18 protein-coding genes are annotated in these 23,423 nt (G+C 45.2%); 6 read left to right on the top strand and 12 right to left on the bottom strand.

Annotated elements, in window-relative coordinates; all coding sequences use genetic code 11:
- Positions 1–76: 76 nt before the first annotated feature.
- The 6 genes from QUB35_RS00850 to QUB35_RS00825 all read right to left on the bottom strand — a co-directional run bounded on the left by QUB35_RS00850 (position 77) and on the right by QUB35_RS00825 (position 5,018).
- Complete coding sequence (locus QUB35_RS00850) at positions 77–493, bottom strand: aspartyl protease family protein (RefSeq protein ID WP_333138453.1); 417 nt, start codon at positions 491–493, stop codon at positions 77–79.
- Positions 494–646: 153 nt separating this feature from the next.
- Complete coding sequence (locus QUB35_RS00845) at positions 647–916, bottom strand: hypothetical protein (RefSeq protein ID WP_333138451.1); 270 nt, start codon at positions 914–916, stop codon at positions 647–649.
- Positions 917–1,129: 213 nt separating this feature from the next.
- A complete protein-coding gene (locus QUB35_RS00840; RefSeq protein WP_333138449.1) occupies positions 1,130–1,972 on the bottom strand; it encodes a hypothetical protein in 843 nt (280 codons plus the stop codon).
- A 95-nt stretch (positions 1,973–2,067) separates the two neighbouring features.
- Positions 2,068–2,502: a hypothetical protein gene (locus QUB35_RS00835; RefSeq protein ID WP_333138447.1), complete on the bottom strand. Its 435-nt coding sequence runs from the start codon at positions 2,500–2,502 to the stop codon at positions 2,068–2,070.
- Positions 2,503–2,702: 200 nt separating this feature from the next.
- Entirely contained in the window at positions 2,703–4,460 is a 1,758-nt protein-coding gene (locus tag QUB35_RS00830; protein ID WP_333138445.1) for a serine/threonine-protein kinase, read from the bottom strand.
- Between the two features lie 315 nt (positions 4,461–4,775).
- On the bottom strand, positions 4,776–5,018 hold the full coding sequence (locus QUB35_RS00825; protein WP_333138443.1) for a hypothetical protein: 243 nt from the start codon (positions 5,016–5,018) through the stop codon (positions 4,776–4,778).
- Between the two features lie 67 nt (positions 5,019–5,085).
- Here QUB35_RS00825 and QUB35_RS00820 point away from each other — a divergent pair, with 67 nt between their 5' ends.
- From QUB35_RS00820 to QUB35_RS00810, 3 genes are all read left to right on the top strand, one after another.
- Positions 5,086–6,516, top strand: coding sequence for a form I ribulose bisphosphate carboxylase large subunit (locus QUB35_RS00820; protein WP_333045238.1), 1,431 nt, complete (start codon positions 5,086–5,088; stop codon positions 6,514–6,516).
- Positions 6,517–6,652: 136 nt separating this feature from the next.
- Positions 6,653–7,063 (top strand): RuBisCO chaperone RbcX, encoded by a 411-nt coding sequence (rcbX, locus tag QUB35_RS00815; protein WP_333138541.1) that lies wholly within the window; start codon positions 6,653–6,655, stop codon positions 7,061–7,063.
- Between the two features lie 44 nt (positions 7,064–7,107).
- Positions 7,108–7,443 (top strand): ribulose bisphosphate carboxylase small subunit, encoded by a 336-nt coding sequence (locus QUB35_RS00810; protein WP_332954823.1) that lies wholly within the window; start codon positions 7,108–7,110, stop codon positions 7,441–7,443.
- Between the two features lie 80 nt (positions 7,444–7,523).
- Here QUB35_RS00810 and QUB35_RS00805 read toward each other — a convergent pair whose 3' ends face one another.
- The 3 genes from QUB35_RS00805 to QUB35_RS00795 form a co-directional block, all read right to left on the bottom strand.
- Positions 7,524–8,165, bottom strand: coding sequence for a restriction endonuclease subunit R (locus tag QUB35_RS00805; RefSeq protein ID WP_333138442.1), 642 nt, complete (start codon positions 8,163–8,165; stop codon positions 7,524–7,526).
- Between the two features lie 245 nt (positions 8,166–8,410).
- Positions 8,411–8,644, bottom strand: a complete 234-nt coding sequence (locus QUB35_RS00800) for a hypothetical protein (RefSeq protein WP_333138440.1) — start codon at positions 8,642–8,644, stop codon at positions 8,411–8,413.
- A gap of 10 nt (positions 8,645–8,654) precedes the next feature.
- Positions 8,655–9,878 carry a hypothetical protein gene (locus QUB35_RS00795; RefSeq protein ID WP_333138438.1) on the bottom strand — a complete coding sequence of 408 codons (1,224 nt, stop codon included), beginning with the start codon at positions 9,876–9,878 and terminating at the stop codon, positions 8,655–8,657.
- 220 nt (positions 9,879–10,098) lie between these two features.
- On the opposite strand from QUB35_RS00795, the gene QUB35_RS00790 reads away from it, so the two are divergent.
- Complete coding sequence (locus QUB35_RS00790) at positions 10,099–10,368, top strand: hypothetical protein (protein WP_333138436.1); 270 nt, start codon at positions 10,099–10,101, stop codon at positions 10,366–10,368.
- 127 nt (positions 10,369–10,495) lie between these two features.
- Here QUB35_RS00790 and QUB35_RS00785 read toward each other — a convergent pair whose 3' ends face one another.
- Positions 10,496–10,870 carry a hypothetical protein gene (locus QUB35_RS00785; protein WP_333138433.1) on the bottom strand — a complete coding sequence of 125 codons (375 nt, stop codon included), beginning with the start codon at positions 10,868–10,870 and terminating at the stop codon, positions 10,496–10,498.
- Between the two features lie 261 nt (positions 10,871–11,131).
- Between QUB35_RS00785 and QUB35_RS00780 the strand changes: the two genes are divergently transcribed.
- On the top strand, positions 11,132–11,701 hold the full coding sequence (locus tag QUB35_RS00780; RefSeq protein WP_333138431.1) for a Uma2 family endonuclease: 570 nt from the start codon (positions 11,132–11,134) through the stop codon (positions 11,699–11,701).
- A gap of 75 nt (positions 11,702–11,776) precedes the next feature.
- Here the strand turns inward: QUB35_RS00780 and ruvC are convergent, their stop codons facing one another.
- Together ruvC and bchI are read right to left on the bottom strand one after the other, a co-directional pair.
- Positions 11,777–12,310, bottom strand: coding sequence for a crossover junction endodeoxyribonuclease RuvC (gene ruvC, locus QUB35_RS00775; protein WP_333138429.1), 534 nt, complete (start codon positions 12,308–12,310; stop codon positions 11,777–11,779).
- A 95-nt stretch (positions 12,311–12,405) separates the two neighbouring features.
- Positions 12,406–13,521: a magnesium chelatase ATPase subunit I gene (gene bchI / locus QUB35_RS00770; protein ID WP_333138428.1), complete on the bottom strand. Its 1,116-nt coding sequence runs from the start codon at positions 13,519–13,521 to the stop codon at positions 12,406–12,408.
- Positions 13,522–14,916: 1,395 nt separating this feature from the next.
- Here bchI and QUB35_RS00765 point away from each other — a divergent pair.
- Positions 14,917–23,349, top strand: a complete 8,433-nt coding sequence (locus QUB35_RS00765; RefSeq protein ID WP_333138426.1) for a DUF4114 domain-containing protein — start codon at positions 14,917–14,919, stop codon at positions 23,347–23,349.
- Positions 23,350–23,423 lie beyond the last annotated feature (74 nt).

Here is a 23,423-nt window from a genome sequence, read left to right as displayed (position 1 = left end):
GATTTTAAACAAGGAATCAGAGACAAGTAAGCTCTAATGTAGGTAAATCAAGCATTTAACGTTAATCATCGAGATTTTACACGCGAATATAGCTTTGCATTCCCTCCGCCGGCAAAACAATCAACCGCTGATTTTTTAAGTCCGGTTCTAAACCCAAATCTTCGAGGGGAATTAAGCCGAGTAAAGGTTCTTCTCCTGCGGGAATTTCTACACAATCATACCTGCCTTCTCGTCCAGCTACGGCAAGAGTGACATCTTTGAACAGACGAAATTTTCTGGTTCCTATTGCCGTATGTCCGTCGATTTCACCTAGCATTGGCAAACCCAACTGACTGATAATATCTGCTGGTAAGCAGAGTCGAGTTGCGCCTGTATCGACTAAGACGTTATCGATGGTGATAGAGCGTATTTGCTCTGCGGGGATGAACCCTCTTTCTCCCAGAATTTCATCGATGTGATTGGTGACGGTTATTGTTGCGGTGACTCGATCCATTTTTTTATCCTTTTGTTTTGCTAGAGAATGTTTTCGTTGCTTTTTGACTAAATGATCTACGATCGAGGTTGCCTATTTTACATTTTAACAATATTTGTAACTAAAAGCGCTGTTGTTATTTATTGTTGAAATGGGATTGACAAATATGGCAACTTAATAGCAAAAATGCTCTCTAATTATTGAATTACGAAGCTTCTGCCATTCTTGTTTAGAAACATCTGCACGAGTTTTGTCACCCGATGGATCGCGGATATCCCAAATTGTATCTGCAATCCGATCTAGCGATCGCCCATGAGAACGATAATCGAAGTCCCAGAAAGCATCACCGACGCAATCTCCTTGTGTAGTAATCATTTCTCGATCGACTGTATTACGAATAGCATTCCATTCGCGGATGTAGGCAGAAGAATCGTCAGAACGCAATTTGCGACCTCCTAATTGAGGATTCACTCTATAAAAAAACCAATCCGTAAACCTATCCACAGCTTGAGTTCGTGATTCATAATCGCGCGCTGTAGCACTGTCTAGATTGGAACCACCGAGTACAAGGGCTATAGCTAACGCACACACCCCTAAAAACTTCGATTTTGACTTAATTGAAAGTGATTTAATTACCACGATGAAACCCAATAATAATTATCCATTTCCCCGATATAGCTGGTGAGATATCTTTTGTTTCCATCCATCTTTAGAACAAGAAAAACCTCCCGTTTTCGGTGCTAGAGTAGATAAACACCAATAATTTCTCCCATCAAACACAACGCCTTTTTTGATATATTGTAGATCAGAGAGAGGTTGCCACGGTCGCTCGATATTAGACTCGTCATAATATCGATATTGTTGTCCCTTGACCTCTAAACCCTGAGCCGTACCTCCCAACCAATAACGACCTTCTTGAATTATGTTTGATGACGATTTTTGTTGAGGGCTATCTGTCTTTTTCTCAAGCCACCAATTCCTCACAAAACGTTTTGTATTTTCAGAACCTCTTGTCGTAGCGACTATAACTAGCAGTTCTCCTTGTTGATTGATAAACTCAAAACGACAAGGCCCCTCTCCTGTACCCGAACAATCCTTAATCTCTTTATATCCCAAATCAAATAGCTCTTTAACCGAACGATCTCTGAGGTTGGGTTGACCCTGTAAGCTTGGCTGCCACCGTTGTTGAATCAGGATTTGGCGCGCCTCTTTGTATGGCATACCTTGTTGAAGAGGTATTTTTTTGGGGGCATTTACATAAATTTCAAGGCTGACTTGAACTTTTTTATTTAAAGCCTCGATAGTTGAATTTTCGGGTGGATTATTCAGGTAATTTTTTTTACTTTTTGTATCGATGTTTGCACTATTTATGCTGGGAAGTTGTTGCTGTGTGGCAGCATCCGCCAAACTTGTATATCCAATGGCGATTAGTCCCATCAAGGGTGCAATAATTCTGGTTGTAACAAGAGTGCGATCGCATATCCAATTTTTCATACTCATCGGTTTAAAACCTTTCTTTTTACAGAGTTGTGTAGAGATGACCTCTACTCTAGGAGTTATCTTCGATAAATGCTGCGCTGTAAGGCGATCGAGTCTCACAGTCCACAATTGGAAATATACATTTCGCGTCGAATTGCTGACCATTCACTAATGCCGATCCGATCGCTTTTGGGAATGGGCTGTCCGGTTCGTTGAGGATGGCGGCTATAAAAAATTGTATCTGCAAGTAAATCGTAGGTTTGCTCGTAGGTTTCGCCGTTAATTGTCGTGAATTCCCATCCTGTCTCTTCTGGGGCTGGCCTAAAACAGACTTCTTGTACCGACTTAACTCGTGGATCGATCGCTTCGCGCAATCTCCGCCATTGATTGCTATATTCGCGATCGCCCGCTTGCAGTTTGCGATTGTTTAACTGAGGATTAACCCTGTAGAATAAGAAATCGGTCAATCCATCGACGGCTTGTTCTCGCGATTCGGCTTTGGCTAGATTCTGGCTGCTGAGGACAAGGGCGATCGCCAGAGCACCAACCATTGAAAATCTTGAGACAGACTTAATTGATAACGACTCGATTAGCATATAGCAATCCTAAATCATTTGCATAATTATTGTAGGGGCAATCCGACCCCTACTCCCCGTGGTTGCCCGATAGATATGGGGTAGGCACTCTTAGCACTACCCCTACAAATGTATCTGAATCATTTAGGATTGCTATAGTGATTTGGTGTTAATTCCTACCGCCATCCCAACCACCTGAGCACGGGCACAATTAAATAATGACTCACTCCCAAACAAAGCCCGATCGCACTTCCCAACAAACCAAAAAACATAATCGAGCCCCAAACTTGCAGCCAGCCGAAGGTAACGTTAGACAGTGACAAAATCCCAAAGAAACTCCCCGGAAAAATGTTCCACGCATTCAGCAACAGAAACATTCCCGTAGAGAAAACAGCCACTACCAAAGCGTGAACTAATTGATGACTCCGCAAACCCATTCCCACAGTCATAGAGGCGATCGCAAAAGCTCCCAAAATAACCCCCTGCACACCACTAGAAGCTGTTGCTTCCATCCAGCACAAACCCGCCAACAAATAGCCCTGAGCTCCCATCAATCCAGACAGCCAATACTGTTTTTGCTGGCGAAAACTCCCCGCATCCGTCAAACCGATCGCAGTTCCGAACCCCGCAAATCCAAACAGCAGCACTTCCGGCCCGACGGCGAAAGTCATATTAGGAATTAATTGCTGCAAACCTTCATTTAGAAAACTGGCAATTTCCGGGCCAATAGGCGAAGCATAGGCCAAAACCAAACCGCCGATCGCCCCCGCAGTTCCACCAACGCCACCGAGTACCATTTCCCAGCCCGTATCCAGAGAAGCTACCACGATTTGGGCGATCGCGCCGAACAGCACAACCATCAAACTTCCCGTTTTTTGCGCCCCCGTCACCACTACTTGCCGGCAGAATTCTACAATAGCTTGACCCATTGGGGCGATCGCGATTTTCCCCTTACTCCTAGCATAAATCTCCTGCAAACGCGCCCGAACATCCCCAGCCGTCGCCGGACGTTCCCGCACGTTCGATCGCACCATATCGTCCAACAAATTCGCAAAAGGCGGACTCACAGATACAATGTGGCGCCATCGCAACTCTCCCGTCATCGGATCTTCAATTTCCGCCGGATACTTCCCCGTCAGCAAGTGAATGCAAGTCCGCCCCAGCGCATAAAAATCCGTCGCCGGCACCACACCGCCTCCCACAATTTGTTCCGGCGGACTGTACCCAGGCGAAATCAACCGCGTCGAACTCGGAGAATCTTTCCCCATCGGTTCGACACCGCCCATTTGTTTAACTCCCCCAAAGTCGATCGCCACCAATTGCAGTCCGCCCAAACCCTTGCTAAGCAAAACTTGGGGCGATTCCGGGTCTCGCAGCATCAAATTTGAGGGTTTAATGTCGCGGTGAATAATCTGAGACCTGTGCAACTCCTCTAAAATTTCCACAGCTTGACTCAGCCAACTAAACACCCATTCCTGCGGACATCCTTGAGGGTGCTCGTCGAGAACCTCTTCTAAAGTTTTGCCGTGAATCTTTTCCATTACCAAACAAGGCAGCCGCTTCGCCGCAGGATTTCCCTCCCCGCCTGCAAAATTTTGCGTTTGGACGTGAAAATAACCCTCACGATCGACTCTAGGGACGCCTGGGTGCTGCAAACCTGCCAAAACTTCAGCTTCTTGCTCGAACAGTTTCAGCGCTTTCGGGGCAGTTTCGAGCAACACTTTCAGAACGCGCTCGGTTTGAGTTTCTTTGTCCCAAACTGTGAAAATCGCTGCAAAACCCCCGGAAGCGAGGCTTTCTAGAGGCACATAGCGATTTTTTAGCTGCAGCGGAGCCCCGCAACTATGACAAAAATTGTTGCCCCAAGTCTGAGGGTAGGGCCTTGGGCAATCTGGATTGATGCAGTGGACGGCTTTTGAAGGGGGGTGAGGCACAACCAGAGTAAAAATGGGACTAAATATCCATACTAGACTTACGCGCAGCTAAGGCAGAAACCAGGTTTTCAGCGAGGTTAAATTGCTGTAACGACGGATTTGGTTTGAGAAACAAGCTTGCTCTTGCTGCACAAGCCCTGTCCATATTATGTGGTATCCTGTGGATTTTTGAGTTAGCGGTCTCAGATTCACGGGATTTTAGATTTTAGATTTTGGATTTTAGATTGCTACATACTGAATGGCAGTTGAGATCGATCTTAACTCCCAACCACAACTTTAGGTATTTCTAACTACTTCCCTCTGCCCCATTACCCATTACCAATTCTGATTTTTCAGTATTAAATTCTTTACATAAACCGTATTGCTCCGCTGTTCGGCTCGCTGCACAATATATTTCGATCGCTCAAAATTCCCCCCCACTCTGCGATCCCCAGCCTTTCCTCCTGCATCCTTCGCCACGGAAATTTCATAAGATATGTTACAAATATTTTCGGAATGTAAAGCAAAATAAACAATACTTATGATGATTAAAAGAATATTAAAATTGGAGAGTGACACTTTGTTGATATATTTTTAACAGCCTGCGATCGGGCAAAAAAATTAAGCGAATACTAGGAAGCGAGATATGGCTTACGCGCAAACCCAAACTCAATCAAAGGCTGGGTATAAAGCCGGAGTTCAAGACTATAAACTAACGTATTACACGCCGGACTACACGCCGAAAGATACAGATATTTTGGCTGCCTTCCGCGTCACACCGCAGCCGGGAGTTCCCCCAGAAGAAGCAGGCGCTGCTGTGGCTGCTGAATCTTCTACAGGTACATGGACGACTGTTTGGACTGACCTCCTGACCGACCTCGACCGCTACAAAGGTCGCTGCTACGACATCGAACCAGTTCCCGGTGAAGACAACCAATACATCTGCTTCATTGCTTATCCTTTGGATTTGTTTGAAGAAGGTTCCGTCACCAACTTGCTGACCTCTTTGGTGGGTAACGTGTTCGGTTTCAAAGCTCTGCGCGCTCTGCGTTTGGAAGACTTGCGGATTCCCATTGCTTACCTGAAAACCTTCCAAGGCCCTCCTCACGGTATTACCGTTGAGCGGGACAAATTGAACAAGTACGGTCGTCCTTTGCTGGGCTGTACAATTAAGCCCAAATTGGGTCTGTCTGCTAAGAACTACGGTCGTGCCGTTTACGAAGTTCTGCGCGGCGGTTTGGACTTCACCAAAGACGACGAAAACATCAACTCGCAACCGTTCATGCGCTGGCGCGATCGTTTCTTGTTCGTTCAAGAAGCTATTGAAAAAGCCCAAGCAGAAACCGGCGAAGTCAAGGGTCACTACCTCAACGTAACCGCCCCTACCTGCGAAGAAATGATGGAGCGGGCTGAGTTCGCTAAGGAAATCAAAACCCCCATCATCATGCACGACTACCTGACCGGTGGTTTCACTGCAAACACCACCTTGGCCAAATGGTGCCGCCGCAACGGTATCTTGCTGCACATTCACCGCGCTATGCACGCCGTGATTGACCGTCAGAAAAACCACGGTATCCACTTCCGCGTGCTTGCCAAGTGCTTGCGGATGTCCGGTGGCGACCACCTGCACTCCGGTACAGTTGTGGGCAAACTCGAAGGCGAAAAAGGCATCACGATGGGCTTCGTAGACTTGATGCGCGAAGACCACATCGAAGAAGACCGCAGCCGCGGTATTTACTTCACCCAAGATTGGGCCTCCATGCCCGGTGTCATGCCGGTTGCTTCTGGTGGTATCCACATCTGGCACATGCCGGCTTTGGTGGAAATCTTCGGCGACGACTCCTGCTTGCAGTTCGGCGGCGGCACCTTGGGCCACCCTTGGGGCAACGCACCTGGTGCAACTGCTAACCGCGTTGCTTTGGAAGCTTGCGTCCAAGCTCGTAACGAAGGCCGCAACTTGATGCGCGAAGGCGGCGACGTAATTCGCGAAGCTTGCAAATGGTCTCCTGAACTGGCTGTTGCTTGCGAACTCTGGAAAGAAATCAAGTTTGAGTTCGAGGCAATGGATACCCTTTAAGGATTTTTGGTTTGAGATTTTAGGTTTTAGGTCGCAAACTTGCTGGGAAGTCTTTATCTTTGAAGAAGATTTACAAGTAAGTTTGCATCCAAAATCTAAAATCCAAAATCTAAAATTTGAGGGGGCTGGGGTCAAAATGGATCTCAAACAAGTTGCGAAAGACACCGCTAAGGTGCTGGCAAGTTACCTAACCTATCAATCCGTGCGGATGGTGGTCGCTCAGTTGAGCGAAACCAATCCTCCTCTGGCAATCTGGTTGAATGACTTTTCCACTAAGGGCAAAATCCAAGATGGAGAAGCTTATATTCAAGAGTTGCTTTTGGAAAATCAAGATTTAGGCTTTCGGATCATGACTGTGCGAGAGTATCTGGCTCATGATGTGACAGAATATTTGCCAGAAATGGTTTGTACTGGCATTCAACAGGCGAATATGGAACACAGACGCCAGCATTTAGAGCGAACTACGCAACTTAATTGGTCTGTTCCTAGCAGTAATCCTGAAACATCAATAGATTCTGAACCGAATCTGGATAATTTGTCGAGTTAATCGATCGACAAGTGCGATCGAACACACACCTTAGAGATACAAAAATGAAGACTTTACCTAAAGAGCGTCGTTACGAAACTCTGTCCTATTTGCCCCCGCTGACAGACGCGCAAATTGCCAAGCAACTCCAGTACATCCTGGATCAAGGCTACATTCCCGGCGTAGAATTCAACGAAACCTCTGCTGCTGAAATGCGCTACTGGACTTTGTGGAAGTTGCCTTTGTTTGGTGCTCGCAGCGTCCAAGAAATCATGGCTGAAGTTCAAAGTTGCCGTCAAGAAAATCCTAGCTGCTACATCCGCGTCATGGGTTTTGACAACGTGAAGCAATGCCAAGTGCTGAGCTTCATCGTGCACAAGCCTAACACCAGAGGCTACTAAAAAGTATTGGCTGGCTAATCTAACTTTTAGGTTAACAGTCATTGCAGATTGGAGGCGGGGAATTTTCTCTGCCTCTTTTTTTATAGTTTGCAAATAGCTTTTAAAACTTGCAGCAACAAAATTGAAGGTTCGGACTCCATCAAAGTCAGAAAGGGCATTAGCTGATAGGTTGGGGGATTTCCTCTGCGGATATTGACAAACTGATAAAACTCTCCGCTAGTTGCCAATCCCCAAACAGACTCTTGATATTCTAAACTTTTAGAGGCGTAAGTTAGGAGTTGGGGCAAACCTGCGCGGGGAGCAATTAGACTATTTTTAGATTCTACTACTAAAATCCAAAATGGTATATCAGCGGCAATTTGTTTCTCTTTATTGATTGCTAAAATGTCTAATCTGCCTGTAATCGTTGTGTCTTCATCTTCTATAGTTATGTTAGCAATGTCTTGTTCTAGACTCATCTTGATTGGGCGGCGGTAGAAGCCAGCCAATCGCATTAAGGGAAACGTAGTTAAAGCCTGTACCAGTCCTTCAGAGACTCTTTCCACTGAGAGGTATTCGCGAAAATCGTTGCGGATTTGGGCGAGTTCTAACTGTTCTATCTCTGTTAAGGATTCTAAGGATAAAAAATTTGTGTACGTGTCATTATTAAGCTGCTCTTGGAATTTCAAAAATTGACTTACTTCACCGAGAGTTATATTTTTGGCGTTAATAGTTGTTGTCATATTTTGATAGGGATTTAAGTTTTAGTGATAATTATAACATAGAGATTGTGAGAGTCAATTTGTACCATTTTTAGGAACAGGCAAGATGCCTGTTCCACAACATATCAAGTTTCTTGTGGGGTATGCCGGAGAGCCGGCCCATATTATTAGGAACAGGCATCTTGCCTGTCCCACGACATATTAATTTTTTTGTGGGGCGGGCATCTTGCCCGCCCATGAAAGTGACAAATGGGATAACTGCGAACCTAATCTATCCTTTCCATCACAATTCCATCAACTATTTCATAACCCCAATTAAAATGTCGATTTGCCAACTGCTGGGCCATGTCATATTCGCCCAAATTGCAGAGTTCAACTAACTTTTGATATCCTGCATCTCTTTCTCGCTGCAACCTTTCCCGCCGCAGTTTTTCCCTCTCTTCCTCAGAAGGATTTGGTCGCTCTTCTCCCAGCGGATTAATCTCGCTAACTCGTTTCATATCAGCCTCATTAAAAAGGTATTGATTCGACTATTTCACCGTCAACTATTTCGTACCCCCATTCTGGGTTAGCAGCGATTTGTTTTTCTACTATACTTCGACCCAGAGGAGTTTGGTAAGCTTTTTGCAAAGAGGAAATACTGGGGATTTCGGCGACTGTTGGCAGCTCTTTTTGTTCGTTTTTTGGCGGTTCAGCAATTGTTTCAGATGTGGAGTGATTTAAGGCCGATTGAGGCGCGATCGCCCCTAACTTCCGCATAACGCTATCCTTGGTGATTTGCGGTTTTTCGTTGAAGGAAGAGGGCAGATATGGTGTGTCAACCCCCTGCTGTTTTGCTTTGAGTGCATCGTCGGCAAGGCGATCGCACTTTCGCAGAAATCCCTCCCACAAATCTTTGCCCAAAACCGGGTTTCTCAAGTCAGCACGGGCTTTAGATACTGCTGCTTCCAGCGGTTCGCCTTTGTGCACGTAATACTGAATTCGCTCCTCTTCAAAGGCAGGATAAGGCACTTCCGGCTCGATTTCCCAATCTCGCTTAACTTTCTGACTTTCTCCTAAAGGAATTCCGGCGATAAATTCATCCCAAAAAGTCGAGGTTAAGCCTTTTGTCATGCTGTCAATAATTTTAAATGCCCATCCAGAAGGATTGCCAAATCCTAAGTTGTGCTCTTGAGCATATGCTTCTAAAGCTCGCTGAAAGTTGTGCAGTTCTTCTTGGGAATTCCAAGGGCCGCTAAATCGGTAATGAGGCGTGACAGCAACGGCTATTTGCTGGCGAGGTTGCCCGAAATATTTGTCGGTTTTAACTACATGATTTGGGGGTGATGTTTCGGGGATTATTTCTACAGGGCGATTGTTGCTTTCGCGGCTTGTCTGTGGTATAATTCCGGCAGGATTGGATGTCCAAAAGTTATTGAGTTTTTCCTCGAAAGCGTCAATGTCCGCCCAGAGTTCTAGGGCGTCGGTGTTGGGATTTGTTAATTTTTCTTTCAGGAGCGATCGCACTTTGAGTTGCTGTCTGGCTAATTCCTGTTCTTCCTGATTTAAACCGGTGGCTTTTTCTATTTCTGCGCTGTTAGTTTTCACCCATTCGCCGGAGTAGGAATGTTGTGCTTGCCATTGCAATAATTGGCACAGAAAAATACTGGCTGTGACTCCGCCGGTGATTTTGGCTAGTTTGGGATAGTAGATGGCGGGGTTTCCTAGATTTCCTAAAAATATTCCTATTTTCATTTTTTATATTCCTAATTCCCTTGAATAGTAGGGTGCTCTTCGGCGCACCTTACCTCGACTAAACTAGCATGGAGAAACTTAAGATTTTCTTTAAACTTGTGTCTATTCCTGACTGAATGGAGTTCCTAGAGTAAAAACGGGGATCGCTTATTCGATCGCCTGATTGACAGGACTGAGTTAAACGTAATAATAAATTATTTACTGTAAAGCTCCTGCCAAAATGAATCCAGAACGCCAAGAGGCTTATTTGAACTTAATCGAGCGAGTGCTTACCTGTCCCAACGGCCAAGAACCAGAGGTTTTGAGTTCCTGTTCCGATTTAATTGATGCGGGATTTGTGCAAATGCTAATCCAGATATCGGCTTCAATGGCCCGCGAAGGTGACGAAGATACTGCTAATTTTTTAGTGCAACTTGCTCGTTTGCTGGGGAAATCTTTGGGTTTGTCGCCGGATTTGATGCTGGCTGGGTACAGTAGTGGACAGGGGTAGAGAAAAAGTGCGTTAGCGAAGCCCTCGAAGAGGATCGCCTCGTTGTATCATGTTTTGAGAAATGAGGGCGATTCCCTACCCTTGGCGATAGCTTCGCTTCACCTACCTTTTAAATGCAGCGATGGCTTTACAGTTTATATTCTAGAGGCTCGCAAAAATCATCCACCCCAGTTTTAAATACATAAATAATCACCGACGTTACCAAAATATCAGGGCAAATTTTTGCGGCAACTAAATCTCTAAATGCTGCATTCAATTGTCCGTTTGTCAACTCTTCTTTAACCTCTGATTTGCAGATAGCAACGCGGCATCTTTTTGCCAATCCGTCTAACCAATTTTCCGAGATATTCGGTTCTTGTCCGGCTTGAATTGCTAGAGATATCGCTGCATCTTCGATGTTACCTTCGCAATCTTCGATGGCGTCTAGGGCTTTTAGGGCTTCGGGATATTCGGCTAATTGTGAGCGAAATTGGGCAATTTGTTGTGAGGTAATAATCACCATATTATTTTCCTGTGTTCTCTGCTGGTGGGATAAGTTTAGCAATTAAAGTTGCTATTATAGCATTTTTTCATTAAGGTGGGAATTGGGCGATCGAACTTAATTACATTTTCAACTAATATTTTGCACCTCGCAATAGTCTGTCTGGGGCTTAAGCCCTGGTATTAAAGCTTAAGTCCGGGCTATGAGGAGTGATGTTAAAATTGACAAAAGGCGGCGCTAAAATAGGTTTGCAGGGCTCATATTTCTAGGGAGTTAGGAAAAATGACAACCATTATTTTAAACTTAGATACTGTCGAATTAACCGACGAACAATTTTACCGTTTATGCCAGATGAATCGAGATTGGCAATTTGAACGGACACCTAAAGGAGAAATCATTATTATGTCACCCGTAGGCGGAGTCAGTGGCAATCGAGAAGCCTATTTAATTACAGATTTGGGCTTGTGGAACCGTAAAACGCAGCTAGGGAGAGTGTTTAGTTATTCTACAATTTTTCGCTTGCCTAATAATGGCTATCGAGTTCCAGACGCCGCTTGGGTTAGCTTAGAAAGATGGTCTGCTTTAACAGCAGAAGAACAAGAGAAATTTCCGCCCATTTGTCCTGATTTTGCCATTGAATTGCGATCGCGCCCAGACCCCCTGCGGCCGCTTCAGGATAAAATGCAGGAGTATCTAAACAGCGGTTTACGCTTGGGCTGGTTAATTAATCCTCTAGACGAAAAAGTAGAAATTTATCGCCCTTCTCGCGAAGTAGAGATTGTACAATTTCCTGTGAGTTTATCGGGAGAAGATGTCTTGGCCGGATTTGTTCTTAATTTGCCCATGATTTGAACGGGAATTAGGAATCGGCGATTGAAATCGCTACTACACAAACCAAGTCCGCGCAACGCGAGACTAAAGATTAGATTAAATTTTTCCTGTTTCCAACTCTATTTTCTTCGGACAAATATCATCATCGTACCAACCAGTCAAAGCCACCGCCAAAGCATCCGCCGCATCGTCGGGTTTCGGAATGTAACCCAACTCCAACTCCCGCGCCACGGCATCTTGCACTTCAGACTTATCCGCATTACCGCGCCCTGTCAAAGCTTGCTTAATTTGAGCCGGCGTAAACTCGAACAGCGGCACTCCACACTGCGCCAATACTAGGGTCAAAACGCCCCGCGCTTGCGCTACAAGTATGGTATTTCCCATCTTGTAAAAGAACAGTTTTTCGGCAATTGCTATATCAGGTTTAATCTGTTCAATTACCTCGTGCAAATCGTCGTAAATTGTTTTCAACCGCTGTCCCATTTCCTGTTTTGGCGTTGTTTGTATGACGCCGCAATCAATCATGGAAACGCTGTTTTTATCTTGTTTGCCCGGTACAATTTGACAGGAAATTGCCCCGTAGCCGAGATTGGCCAAGCCCGGATCTAGTCCTAAAATTCGTTTTTCCATTGCCAGAATTAGTAATTGGAAATGGGGAATTAGGTATGAAAATTTGGGAAGGTTTCATCACCACCAATTACCCATTTCCAATTACCAATTACCAATTACCCCTCAGTTGTTTCTAGGCCGAATACCCGATCGAACACTTTCGTCACTTTATACCCCGAATCTATTGATTCTAGCGGGTCTTTCCGCAACCGGTGCCGCAAACACAGAGTCATCACCCGGCGAATATCGTCCACAGTCACCTCCGTGCGACATTCCAAAGCCGTGAAAGCTTTCGCAGCCCGATTCGTCACCAAATCGCCCCGCAGCCCGTCTACGTCCAATTCCGCGCAAACTTGGGAGATTTTTACCCGCAACTCTCGATCGATAGTTACCGATTTCAACCTTTCCTGGGCTTCCACCAACTTCTGCTGCATATCATCTTGTTCCTGCTGATATTTCGCGAGAAACTCCGCCGGATTTTGGTCAAAACTCGATCGCTGTTCGACAATTTCCACTCTTAAATTCGGGTCTTTTACAGTCCGAATTTCTGCGTGCATCCCGAATCTATCGAGCAACTGTGGCCGCAATTCTCCTTCTTCTGGATTCCCGGAACCGATTAAAATAAACTTAGCCGGGTGGCGGATTGAAATGCCTTCTCTTTCAACAGTATTCCAACCGCTAGCGGCGGAGTCAAGCAAAACATCGACTAAATGATCGTCGAGCAAATTGACTTCATCAACGTACAGAATGCCGCGGTTAGCTTTAGCTAAAAGGCCGGGTTCAAAAGCTTTAACACCTTCCGACAAAGCTTTCTCGATGTCGATCGTACCGCAAACTCGGTCTTCGGTAGCGCCCAAAGGTAAATCTACCATTTGGACTTTTTTGCGGGCGATTTTAATGTCAGTTTGAGATAAAGTGCGATCGCGCACCTCATCGCTCATCAAATCAGGATCAGTGGGATGACTGTTAAAAGGATCGTCAGCCACCACCTCAATTTCCGGCAGCAAATCAGTGAGGGCGCGGATTGTGGTAGATTTACCAGTACCTCGATCGCCCATAATCATCACCCCGCCAATTTTGGGATCGATGACATTCAACAGCAGCGCCAGTTTCATCTCCTCCTGGCCAACAATTGCAGTGAAGGGAAAAACAGCGCGGCGGGCTGCGGTAGCGGTAACGGTTGGTAGAGCGCCCGCATTTAGGGTATTGCTGACTTCGGCAGTAGGACTCACAGGATAACTCAAAATATAATAATTGCTTGTTTATTGTAGGGGATAAGGGATTGTCTGGGGCGATCGCACTTGTAGGGCCCGCACGGAGCACAAAGTCGCTTCAACATCCAAGCGCAACGCCAGATTTGTTGCATTTACATTGTAGATTTTGGCGGGCAGGATGCCCAACCCCTACTCCCCACAATAGTTTGAACCAAAATCACCAGGTACATTCAATGTAGGTAGCGCCTTCAACACTCAAGCGCAACTAAGCTTTTCTCGATCGCGACTTACGCATCAAAACCAAAGAAACCGGGTTTTTTGCCGTTTCTGCGGTTTGTAACGAAATATTGTCGCAAAAAACGGTTTCTGACCACCGGTGCGTTCAGGAGTATTTATTTGAATTGCAGCTTTGGGCGGGCTCTCCTCCCCACCCCACAATAGTTTCAGTCAACTGAACCAGTAAGTTAAATGCGGGGTGGCTTTGAATTTTTGGGCGATCGGCAACCCAACTGTAAACTAATGTAACGATTTCCTGCGATTCGCATAAAAACCTCAAGTTCCCCCAGATAGATAATTAAGAGCGCTTTGCTCGCAAAGTGCTGTAACTTTGGGCGATCGGGCAACGCTAATGTAAACTTATGTAACAATTTTCCCGAATTTGCATAAAACCCTCAAGTTCCGCCAGATATATATTTGAGTCCACTTTGAAGCAAATTTTTTTCATGGTAGTTAGTCCAAGACGCAGAAACAACGTATTTCTATCATTATTCGCTGTGCTACGTAATCGCAACCCTTTGTTTTTAGCGGTTCTTGCGTCTAGGACTGGTAGTATAGCTGTCGATCGACGATTAAGGAGCTTTAAAGTAATCGTCATTAAATTCGGTTTAAAGGAGTTTTAAGTAATGTCATAAAGTCCTGTTTCTTTGATACTTTACACAAAGTTAACAAATCTTCTGCATTGGGGATGCTTTACATCTGCCGTGCTTTGCTAACAGTCTGGTGGGCAATAGCGCTAATACTTTATTAGTGCTTAATTTCTATGGTTTTTGGCTCTTTCACAGTCATCCTACCAAAAATTATATTGGCGATCGTAAAGTTCCTGTAAAGTCTTTAATGTAAAAAAACCGTATTCCTACGTATTGCTTTTTTTTTGCTTTCTGATAATATAAAAACGAGGTAAAATTTGGATTAAAATCTGACACGCTGGCAAATATCACTAAAGCTTCTTCACAAATAAATGCAATACTTCCCTGCTTCGTTGAAACAGTAAACAAGCAGTCTTGAAAGTTTACATTTTGAGGAAAATTTCAGGTGGCTCGAAATGCTCAAAAACGCACCGGAGAAAACATAAAAACATAATAAGGCGAGCGCTTCTCAACAACTGATTTAACCAACTATTTTTCAGGGGTACAAATGGCTGAACTTAACATCGGGGCATTGGCTGACGGCAAAACCTACACAGGTAGTGTTGGCGCTACAAATATCTACGACCTTTACAAATTTAATATCACCAGTCCGGGAAGTTTCCAATTTTCGATCGACGGTTTGAGCGGGAATGCCGACGTATTTTTGTTAAACTCTAGTGGCGAAACCCTTTACAGTTCCACCAACGCGGGAACCAGTGCAGAAACAATTAGTGTTGACAGCTTACTAGCCGGAGACTATTCAGTCAAAGTTTTGCAAATCAGTGGCGACATCAAATACACGCTGAATTTAGCACCAACTAGCACTCAAAAAGCATCCGACGCAGACACCCTCACTGGTGCCAAATCGGATTCTCCACTTCCCTCAAACAGCGCCGCAACTTCGGAAAAACCCACTGCAAACATAGATGTAATTACAGGAAGTGCTGTTGATGACAAGACTGTCACCGCAGAAACAACATCAACAACTACCGACAAACCAGTCACTACAGACTCCGAAACAACTCTCACATCTGAACCAGAAAAACCTGTAGCAACGACTGAATCTGCCACAGAAACATCAACAACTACCGACAAACCAGTCACTAGCGACTCCGAAACAACTCTCACATCTGAACCAGAAAAACCTGTAGCAACGAGTGAATTGGCGGCAGAAACAACATCAACAACTACCAACAAACCCGTCACTACCGTCTCCGAAATAACTCTCACATCGGAACCAGAAAAACCTGTAGCAACGAGTGAATTGGCGGCAGAAACAACATCAACAACTACCGACAAACCCGTCACTACCGTCTCCGAAATAACTCTCCCATCTGAACCGGAAAAACCTGTAGCAACGACTGAATCTGCTACCGAAAAACGGCCAATTGAAGAGACTACATCTCCACCAGACAAACCACCAACCGATTCTGCAATTTCAACCGCCGAAAAACCCAGCGAAACTGTTGCCACAAACAATCTAAATAGCACAACCGCCACCAAAACAGATGCAGTTGCAGGCGAAACTGTCGCCACTCAAGAACAAAAAATAGGCGAGACTGTAGTTACTATTTCCCCAGATGCCAGCAAGCCAGAAGACGAAACAACTACTGACACTAGCAACGGGGAAGAAACAGAGAAAGAGAATTCAACTACTACAGTAGCAACAACTGAAACCAAAAAAGAACCAGAACCGACTACAGACAAAAAGTTAATTTCTCCCTTTACATCGGGGGTATTTACTACCGATGAAACTGGTCGGATCAGTGTAGACTACACATTTGATGGTGGGAGGTTCCAAGGTGAGTTAGCTATTTTCAGCTTAGACGATTTAGACAAATTTGAACCAGGTTCCGAAGCATTCATTAAAGAAGTAGCTGCGCGTTCTTTAAGTAACTCGGTGAAAGGTCATGTAGTGATTAATGATGCTACAGAAGGTGCGCGGTTTTCCGGTTTCTTAGGAGAGAGTAATGCCAATGAAGGAGCCTACTTAGGAGTCAAGAGTTTTGCCGTTACTGCTGGGGGTAAATATGGGGTGATGTTGGTACCCAATGGTAGTGTCAAGTCTGTGTTTGATAATCCGACTGTTGGGGGCGCTCAACGTCCTTTATTTTCTATGGCTATGGCGAATCCTGTGGCGGGATTTCACTTTGGTCAAATTGCGGATATAACCGGAGAAGGTAACACCTTTATCATGGAGGATATGCGGTTAGATGCCGGGAGTGATAGGGATTACAACGATATCATTTTCCAAGTGCGGGGTGCGACGGCAACAACTGCTTTGGTGGATAGTGTGATTAACCCCGATAAAGAGTGGCGGAAAACAGATTTGGGCAAGGCACTTATTGCTTATGCGAAACCTTACATTACCCCGGAACCAAAACCAAATGTAGATGCTGAATTATCCGATTTACTTGATGATTTAGAAACGGAAATTCTGAATCCATCAACTTCAGATAAAGAGACTCCAAAAACTCCAGCGCCTGTCGCAAATACCGACACCAATACTACTGATGCAACCAAGGTTGTACCAACGGATAAGGTAGATGCAAATCCTACTACTCCAGCGGTGACGACTGAGGAAGAAGTCAAAGATACTGCGAATAATTCGGGTGATTCGACTCAAGTTGAAACAACCGACAAAGTAGATGCAAAGCCTACTGCTCCAGCGGTGACGACTGAGGAAGAAGTCAAAGATACTGCGAATAATTCGGGTGATTCGACTCAGGTTGAAACAACCGACAAAGTAGATGCAAAGCCTACTACTCCAGCGGTGACGACTGAGGAAGAAGTCAAAGATATTGCGAATAATTCTGGTGATTCAACTCAAGTTGAAACTACCGAAAAGGTAGATGGAAATCCGACAACAGGTGCGACAACTACACCAACTGCTGGCAAAGATACTGTGGCGGATTCGACTGAAAAATTACCAGTTGAAAAAACGCCTATTCCCGCAGCGACAACTGAGGTAAAAGACAAAGTTACTGAAGCACCAGCGATGCCAACTTTGCCAGCTAAATCTACTACTGAGACGGAAGTTGCTGCAACGATACCAACTGAGAAAGTAGAAACAAAGCCGTCAGTTTTGCCAGCGGAAACTCAGGCGAAAGTAGAAACAAAGCCGTCAGTTTTGCCAGCGGAAACTCTGACAAAGGTAGAAACAAAACCCGAAGTTTTGCCAGCGGAAACTCAGGCTAAGGTAGAAACAAAACCCGAAGTTTTGCCAGCGGAAAGTCTGACAAAGGTAGAAACAAAGCCGTCAGTTTTGCCAGCGGAAACTCTGACACAAGTAGAAACTCAACCCGAAGTTTTGCCAGCCGAAACCCCGGCTAAAGTAGAAACAAAGCCGTCAGTTTTGCCAGCGGAAACTCTGACAAAGGTAGAAACAAAACCCGAAGTTTTGCCAGCGGAAACTCAGGCGAAAGTAGAAACAAAGCCGGCTTTAGTAACTGAGGTAGAGAAAACTGAAACTCCTCAAGTTGTTGTAGCCGCAAATCCTGTAGAGTCGGTGAAGGAAAGTCAGCCAACAGTGGCTATTGAGCCGAAAGAAACTCCAGCGATTGTGCCGCCGACAGCAGCGAAAACTATGCCAGTTGTAGGTACGAATACTGCTGTAGACTTGCGGAACAAGGAGATAGTTACTCAGACTGAGACTGCGGGTGTTAATGATGCTGCACCAAAAGAGTCATTGCCAATTTCTCCAACAGTTGCAAAACCAACTGAGGATAATTCGACTGCGGCGGTGACTGAACCGGTTAAGCAGGAAGTAGCACAAAACAATAATGATGTCAATGCTGATTGGGTTGCGCGATTGGATAGCATTAAACAGCGTTTGAGTAATTTGGGTGGTGTTGATGTTGTTGCCGAAAATGCGATCGATCGCACTTTGATTGCTCGTTTGGAAACCATGACTGAGAAGTTGAGGGAGCAAACTGGGGCGACTCCTATTTCGGCTCAGACAGGAGCGTTGATTTCGCGACTGGAGGATATGGTAGTGAAAGTTGCACCACCTGCGATCGCACCAGTACAATTCGAGTTTCCTCAAGCCGATCGCCCTTTGGTCGGTTTTATCAACGATACTGGCTTGACTGTCGATAATCCTGCTGAGGAAAAGAGTCTGATTGTTGCAGGGGAAAAACCAGAAAATAGCACAAATAACTCGTCGCAGCCAGTCCTTCGCACTCAAGATAATTCGAGTCAGTGGGTAGAATCTCTGATTAAATTTGTGGATGCTGCTAAAGTATCCAAGCAACCCCATGCCGTTGTTAATATTAACATCAACCTGACTCAAACTCAGCCTGATGGAACTGTGATTCCCCGCAGCGAACTAACGGCAGCGGAACGAGCGGCAATCGCCTACGCATATCAGAACAAAGTGATTGTTGTTGTTCCGGCGGGAGATAACCCTGGCACAATGTCAGCTCTGGGTCTATTATCTAAGGAAGTTGACAACGTAGTTACTGTGGGTGCGGCTCAACGATTTAACAATTCGGTTGCACTATCCAATGCCTTTAAATTGGCAGATTATTCGGGCAGTGGCAATACTCTTGATATTCTCGCTAACGGTAGCAGCGGCAGTACATCCAGCACAGAGGTTGCTGCTGTTGAAGTCACAAATGGACTCGCTCAAGTGTTAGCAGCAAATCCTAAGCTGAATTACACTCAAGCAATTGACGCGATCAAGCGTACTTCTACAGACCTCGCTCAACCTAATTGGGACGCTAAAACTGGGTCTGGTTTGTTGAATGTTGTTGCTGCGGTGCAGTTGGCAAAGGTAACTATACCGGAACTTTACACGATTAAACCCGGACTGCGAACCATTACTGATGTCTTCATTTCTCAACATCCGAGTGCCAAGCAATTACCCGGCGATCCGACTCCTCCTGCGGTTACAGTCCCTGGAATTCCTCAAACAAATGTCGATCGGGGCAGCAATGATCTTGCTAATGCAACGCAGCTGATTCCTTCTGCTACCGAAGATATTATCGATCAGGTTAGCAGCGTCGATCCGTCGGATATTTATCGGGTTGACAGTCGCTACTTAAATGGTGCTAAGTTTTCCGTACTCTCAGGCGACTTATCCGTCAGCTACCTGACAACTTCTGGACAAATATTGGGGACTCAATCTTTGAGCAAAGGCAGCCATAAATTGCAGTTGCCAGCCAATGCACCAGCAGAGGTGATTGTCAAGATCGACCAACGCGATGCCGATCCTGCAACTTACGTTCTCTCTGGTTTTGAGAGTACCGCGACTGAGCCGTTTAATATCGATCTGGAATATGAAACGCCGCTGAGTGATTCGCAACAGGCTATTATGCAAGCCGCTGCAAAAAGCGTCGCTGGATTGATTGGCAAAGGGTTGCCGAGTGCAGTGGTTGACGGCAAGATTATCGACGATATCAATATCAAGATTTCTACTGCCAATATTGACGGTGCGGGCGGTACTCAAGCGCGAACTAAAATTGATTTCATGCGCTACGGAACTATGTTGCCCGCTCAATCTTTAGTGCAGTTTGATGCAGCGGATATTGCCGAGTTGGAGCGTTCTGGGAAGTTGTTCAGCGTCGTGCAGCATGAGTTTTTACACGCTTTGGGCTTTGGGAATCTTTGGGAAGCTAAGGGTTTGGTGGATTATGCGGGTACGCCGTTGGCTCAGTATAACGGTGGAAAGGCGGTTGATGCGTTTAAAGATTTGGGCGGTTTGACTGATGCGATTTCTCTGGAAACTGAGGGTAAAGGTTCGGCTGGTTTGCATTGGAATGAGGCGCTGTTCCAAGATGAGGTGATGACGGCTGATTTGAACTTTAGCGGTAAGACTGGAAATGCGCCGATTAGCCCTGTTACTATCGCATCTCTGGCCGATTTGGGTTACGAGGTGAATTTGAATGCGGCAACTCCTGATTTTGGGTTGTTTGGCGGGCAGCGGTTTAATGCAGCAGATTTAACGCCTGAGCAGATTGAGGCTTTCCGGCAACTGGCAGAGATTTTTGGCGATGGGGATGAGCCTTCTGAACCTGCGATTTTGCAAGAGGTTGACCCAAGTAAAGTTGCGCCGGAGATTTGGGCGCACGCGGAACGGGCACCAGATGGTCAATATTACGATTGGCAGCCTTACAAACTTAAGTGGGGCGATACTCTCAGCGGTATTGCCGCAGCGACAATGGGCAGTGGTTCTGCTACGAATTACTGGTGGATTGCTAACCATAATGGCATTCCGAATCCAGACAAAATTTATGAGTATGACACAATTGACATTCCCGTCCACCGCCCTAATTACGAGCAAGATCAAGAAGCCGAACGGCAGCGTCGCGAACAAGAATTACGGCAAAGGCAGGAACAAGAAGCAAGGGATCGCCAGCAACAAGAAGACCGACTCAGGAACGACCAAGCTGAACAAGAACGGCTACGGCAAGATGAGGAACGCCGTCGGCAAGAGGCAGAGGCTAATCAACGGGCGCTAGAGGAACAAGCTCGAAGACTAGCAGAGGAACAAGAACGTCGCCGTCGGGAACGGGAAGAATACGAGCGCGAACAGGCGCGGTTGGCGGAACTGCGGCGACAAGCGGAGATTGCGCGGCAACAAGGTAAGGGAGGATTGGATTGGTATGTTGCCAAGCCTATGCCTGAATTTGGGCCTGTCGATCCGTTTGAAACTTCTCTAACGGGTGAAACAGTTGGAAATTTAGTTCCAGATGATTATTATCGGTTTACTCTGTCTCGCGGTGGTCGGATTACGGCTGAATTGAGAAAGCTTTTGGCTGATGCAGATTTGGTTCTGTACGATGTGCGGAATGAACCTATTGCCTATTCGATGCGGGAGGGAATTACCGATGAGCAAATTATTGCTGATTTGATTCCCGGTACTTATATGCTGCGAGTCAATAGTCCTAAAGGTGTGACGACTGACTACGAGCTGATTGTTAAGTTCCAGCACAAGCTTTCTGCCACTCAAACTCAACCTTTACCTCCGGGTTGGCGGCCTAGTGGTAGTGGCAATAGTGGCGGTAGCGGTGGTAGTGGCGGTGGGAACACGTCTCCGGGTGTGGCGTTCGCTGACCCGCGAATTCAGCAGATTTATGAGGTGGCATTCAATGAATTTTCTAGCACTGAACCAGCTAAGATTAATCCTGAAATTGCTCGGCTAGAAAATCTAAAACAACAGTATGAAGCTGAGAAACAGCAATATCAAAATGAGTACGATGCAATTTTAGCTAGGATGAATGGCGAACAGCGAGCTAAAATTCATTCGTTGCTTGATAGTGGACGTAGTATCGTATTAAACGCGATTGAATCAGTAAATGCTGAAACAGTGAAAAATATTGCCAACACTATCAATAGATCGCTTGATATGCTCGGCAACATATCACTGCTCTCTGGACCTTTAGGATCGGGAGTTTTAATCAAACTTGGTACTGATTTACTAAAAACTGCCATTAACTCTACTCAAAGTTGGTTAATAGCTCAACTTGAGTCAGTTAAAAAGAAGATCAAAGATTTTGTTTGGTCGTTTACTGAGGACTTAAAAAGAAACTACCAAACAGGTGGCGAAATCAATGCTAATATTGAAGCCAAAGCTCAACAACTGAAAAATCAAGTGGATCGGGAGTTGGCTAATTTCAATATAAATCTACAACAGACTAAGGGTAAATTTCTTCAATCTCTTGGTTCTTTACGCAATTTGGGCTTTGGCAACTTTAACTTATACGATCAAGTAGCGGCTCCCATAGCAAATACAATTGCTGGTCAAGTTAGCCAGCTAGGTCAATCTCATGCTAATGATTCCAAGGAACAAATTAATTATGAAAAGCTGACTCAGCAAAGAGATATAGCTAATTTCACCTCAACGTTTCTGGCAGATCCAACTGGTCTGTTTTTCAACAAGATTCATAAAGTTGAAGAGCAACTACAAGAAATTGAAGAGCAAATTCGTCAGCAAAAAGAAAAGGCACGTCTGGAAGCTCAGGAAAAGGCACGTCTGGAAGCTCAGGAAAAGGTACGCCAAATTGAAGCCCTACTTAACGATCCAGAAGAAAGAAAGAGTGTTTTAGATGCTCTTTGGAAATGGGGTTTCAAAACGGTTGATGAGGCTTACAACTTTGTGAAAGAGGAACTTTCTAAAGTCCGCGAACAAATCAAAGAAAAAATGCGGAGTGACTTTGTTTTTTCTTGGAAAAAAGAAGTTCCATTAGTAGGTCTTCCTCCTGTATTTCCAATATATGCAGGATCAGTAGTGTACTTCATTCAGCCCACAAAGTTTACTCATGAAGCCTTACTGAAGATCGGTCCACATCTTGGACTTGAGCTTGTCAATGGTGAAACAATCAATATAGCAGCCGAGAAAAAACTAAGTAATGGGGGTGTTCAAGGATTTGAAATTGATTCAGAAGGTAATTTTGTATTTGGTTTTGGTAATGAGAAATTCAAGCTAAAGCCTTCCTTCAATATTCAAGAAGGTGAAGTTATGATTTCTGCTGCTACTAGCATTCCCGAAATTAAAGTCATTGAAAACGATGATTCAAAAGTTGCTTTGTCTGGAGAGGTAAGTTTAAAGTTGACAGGAAAAGTCGGAGCAAAGTTCAGGTTAGAACCTGTTTTTCTTTTGACCGAGGCAGCAGTTAGAGTTGCTCTGAAAAAACTTCAAGAGACAAACAGTGCTTTTCGGGAATGGAGTGACAGTGTTATCGACACCCTCGCCGAAACTTTTTCAAACCCAGACTTTTGGATCAAAGTTGGCCTTGGGGTTGCTGGTATTGCCACTGTTGTTGCTGCTATTGCTGCTGCTCCTACGATTTTTGCTGGTATTGCCACTGTTGTTGCTGCTATTGCTGCTGCTGCTGGGACTGTTGCTGCTGCTAAGGCTACTGTAACCTCAGTATTTGCAATCTTGTTTGCACTTGGCGTACTGCAACTAGAAGAAGGTAATAGTGATGTGATTGCCTAATCCTTCTAAGCTAGCGGAATTGCCTCTACATAAAGAAAGCAAGCGCACCGCAAGCATATCCCCACCAAAAACCC

Origin of the sequence: Microcoleus sp. B13-B6, from assembly GCF_036705405.1 — a bacterium.
Classification (GTDB): Bacteria; Cyanobacteriota; Cyanobacteriia; order Cyanobacteriales; family Microcoleaceae; genus Microcoleus.
This window is presented reverse-complemented; position numbering and strand designations above follow the sequence as displayed.